The following is a 3,422-nucleotide window of genomic DNA, read 5'->3' as shown; positions in this document are numbered from 1 at the left end:
CAGGTATTCGGTGCCGTCGGTCATGACGACCTTGATGGTGTGGTAGTCGGGATGGATATCGGTCTTCATGGTTCTGTTCCTGGCTTACCGGCGCTGCCGACGGGCCCAAGGCCTGCGTCGATGCGCCCCTTTTTAAAACTCGAAGCCGCAGCTATTGAGGAGCCGCGGCTTCTAAAACGGTCGGCGAGCCTATACATCAGCCGGAATTGAATCACAAGGCCGCGGCACGCGCATATTCGAAGCGCATAGCCGAAGGTGGCCAGAGGAAACGGTCATGGCGAACATCAGTGGCGAGGAAGACGGGCGCAGACGCTCGCTCGGCCCTCTGAGACGCCTTTATCCTTACATCTTCCGCTACCGCAAGATGGTCATCGGCGCGATCATATCGCTGGTCGTAGCGGCGGCAACGACGCTGGCCTTGCCAATGGCCGTGCGCCGTATGATCGACCATGGCTTTTCCGCCTCCGATTCCAAATTCATCGCTGAATATTTCGCCATGCTGGTGGTGATGGCCGCATTGCTGGCTGCGGCCTCGGCCAGCCGCTATTATTTCGTCATCACCCTCGGCGAGCGGGTGGTCGCCGACATCCGCCGCGACGTTTTCGCTCATGTTACGACGCTGTCGCCGGCCTTCTTCGACACGGCCCAGTCGGGCGAGATCGTGTCGCGTCTTGCCGCCGACACCACGCAGGTGAAGTCGGCGGTCGGCGCCACCGCCTCGGTGGCGCTGCGCAACGTCATCCTCGGTCTCGGCGCCGTGGCGATGATGGTGTTCACCAGCCCGAAACTGTCCGGCCTGGTCATCGCTGCCATCCCGCTCATCGTGCTGCCACTGGTCGCCTTCGGCCGTTCGGTCAGGCGCAAGTCGCGGCAGGCGCAGGACACGCTGGCCGACGCCACCGCCTATGCCAGCGAGCAGATCGGCGCTGTGCGCACCCTGCAGGCCTTCACCAACGAGAAGCTGGTCACCGGGCGCTTCTCCGGCGCCGTGGAGGCCGCGTTCGAGGCGGCGCGCGCCTCGGTTTTCGCGCGCTCCTTCCTCACCTTCTTCGCCATCTTCATGATCTTTTCCTCGGTGGTGGCGGTGCTGTGGTTCGGCTCGCGCGACGTGCTCTCCGGCGCGATGTCGCCGGGCACGCTCGGCCAGTTCCTGCTCTATTCGGTGTTCGCGGCCGGCGCGCTCGGCGCGCTGTCGGAAGTTTGGGGCGAGCTTGCACAGGCGGCCGGGGCAGCCGAGCGGCTGACCGAGATCCTGGCCGAGAGCCCGGCGATCCAGCCGCCCGCCGATCCGCGGCCGCTGCCGGCAAAGGCGAAAGGCGCGATCAGCTTCGACGACGTCTCCTTCTCCTATCCGGCGCGCCCGGACCGTGCCGCCGTGCATGGCCTCAGCTTCCAGGTGAAGCCCGGTGAGACGGTGGCCATCGTCGGCCCTTCCGGCGCGGGTAAAAGCACCGTCTTTTCGCTGATCCTGCGCTTCTACGACCCCGAGACCGGCCGCATCGTCATCGACGGCATCGATTTGCGCGAGGCCGATCCGGTGGCGATCAGGCAGCGCATCGCCATCGTGCCACAGGACGTCACCATCTTCGCCGCCAGCGCTCGCGACAATATCGGCTTCGGCCGGCCTGGCGCCAGTGATGTTGAGATCGAGGCGGCGGCGAAGGCAGCACTCGCCGACGAATTCATCCTCAAGCTGGACAAGGGCTATGAGAGCCAGGTCGGCGAGCGCGGGGTGACGCTGTCCGGCGGCCAGCGCCAGCGCGTGGCGATAGCCCGCGCCATCCTGCGCGACGCACCGATCCTGTTGCTCGACGAGGCGACCTCGGCGCTCGACGCCGAAAGCGAGACGCTGGTGCAGACGGCGCTTGAGCGCCTCATGCAGGGCCGCACCACGATCGTCATCGCCCACCGGCTGGCGACGGTGCTGAAGGCCGACCGGATTCTTGTCATGGAAGGCGGCCGCATTGTCGAGGAAGGCACGCATCAGAGCCTGGTCGCCAAGGGCGGCATCTATGCGCGGCTGGCCAAGCTGCAGTTCGAGACCGGCGCCAGCGCCTTCAAAGGCGCGGCTGAATAATCGCCTCGGTTTTCATTCAGTTCAGTGCGGCAAGCCGCCGTTCGGGCCGGCGCGGTCCACCATGGTCGGCGTCGGCAGGTCGGTGCCGAGGTCGGCGGCCTTGATCGGAAAGTTCTTGGCGAGATCGTTGGCAGCCAGTGCTTTCAGGCGGGCTCAGTTGCCATAGCGCTTGCGCAGATGCTCCGTGAAATACGTTGCATTGAGCTTCTCGCCGGTGGCGCGTTCGAGCAGGTCTGGGGTCGACCAGCGCGACCCCTGCGACCAGATCCTTTCACGCCGCCAGGCGTTGATGGCGCTGAAGTCGCCCCTGGCGAGGTCGTCGTCGGCGGACGGATGCTCACGGGTCAGCGCCGCCCATTGCTGTGCCGCCATCATGGCACCTAGCGTATAGGACGGGAAATAGCCGAAGGCGGCGCCCGGCCAGTGCACATCCTGCATCGGTCCGTCGGCTGGATTGTCCAGGGTCGACAGGCCGAGATAGTTGCGCATCCTGCCGTCCCAGGCCTCGGGCAGGTCGGCAACCTCCAGCCGTCCCGAGACGAGTTCCTGCTCCAGTTCGTAGCGCAGGATGACATGCAGCGGGTAGGTGACCTCGTCGGCATCGACGCGGATCAGGCCGCGCTCGACCCGGTGCACATGCGGCAGGATGTCGTCGATCGACCAGGTCTCGCCGAGATGCTTCTCGACCACCGGCAGGGCCCAGCGCCAGAAGGCCGGATTGCGGCCGACCTGCTTTTCGACGAACAGGCTCTGGCTTTCGTGCACGGCCATGCCGCGCGCCTTGCCAAGCGGCCAGTGCGCCCAGGCCTTGGGTAGGTTCTGCTCGTAAAGCGCATGGCCGGTCTCGTGCAGCACGCCCATCAGCGCCGACAGGAAATCGGTGGTCTTGTAGCGGGTGGTGATGCGCACGTCGCTCGGCACGCCGCCGCAGAAGGGGTGATGCGACACCGACAGCGAGCCATGGGTGAGGTCGAAACCGACCGCCGCCATCATGGCAAGGCCGAGCTCGCGCTGACGCTCGATCGCATAGTTGCCGGAAAGCGGCTTCAGCGGATGCTTCGCCAGCCGCTCCTCCTGCAACGCCAGCGCCTCCGGCACGAAGCCCTTGAGGAAGGCCTTCAGCTCCGCGAAGACCGGCGTGATGTCGACGGCGCGGTTGCCGGGGTCATATTGCTCCATCAGCGCGTCATAGGGATCGAGCCCAAGCGCATCGGCGCGCAAGGCCGCTTCCTCGCGCACCAGGGCGATCACGCCTTCCAGCGCCGGCTGGAAACCCGCCCAGTCGTTTTTGGCGCGCAGGTCGCGCCAGAGCTGCTCGGAGCGCATGCGCGCCGTCGTCTGCCGC

At 66.1% G+C, this 3,422-nt stretch carries 3 protein-coding genes; 1 reads left to right on the top strand and 2 read right to left on the bottom strand.

Annotation, left to right across the window (positions count from 1 at the left end; translation table 11 throughout):
* On the bottom strand, positions 1-69 hold a 69-nt coding region (locus EN742_RS28610), incomplete at its 3' end, for a 50S ribosomal protein L31 (RefSeq protein WP_189375655.1).
* Between the two features lie 205 nt (positions 70-274).
* On the opposite strand from EN742_RS28610, the gene EN742_RS28605 reads away from it, so the two are divergent.
* Positions 275-2,077 carry an ABC transporter transmembrane domain-containing protein gene (locus tag EN742_RS28605; protein ID WP_127420903.1) on the top strand — a complete coding sequence of 601 codons (1,803 nt, stop codon included), beginning with the start codon at positions 275-277 and terminating at the stop codon, positions 2,075-2,077.
* A gap of 153 nt (positions 2,078-2,230) precedes the next feature.
* On the opposite strand, the gene EN742_RS28600 is transcribed toward EN742_RS28605, so the two are convergent.
* Positions 2,231-3,422 (bottom strand): carboxypeptidase M32 (locus EN742_RS28600; RefSeq protein WP_128333550.1); only part of this gene is annotated, 1,192 nt, incomplete at its 5' end.

The sequence above is a fragment of the Mesorhizobium sp. M4A.F.Ca.ET.020.02.1.1 genome, from assembly GCF_004022645.1.
In the GTDB taxonomy this organism is placed as follows: domain Bacteria; phylum Pseudomonadota; class Alphaproteobacteria; order Rhizobiales; family Rhizobiaceae; genus Mesorhizobium.
This window is presented reverse-complemented; position numbering and strand designations above follow the sequence as displayed.

Coding starts and splice junctions, on each gene's coding strand:
- EN742_RS28605 (WP_127420903.1), top strand. CDS start 275: ATGGCGAACATCAGTGGCGAGGAAGACGGGCGCAGACGCTCGCTCGGC.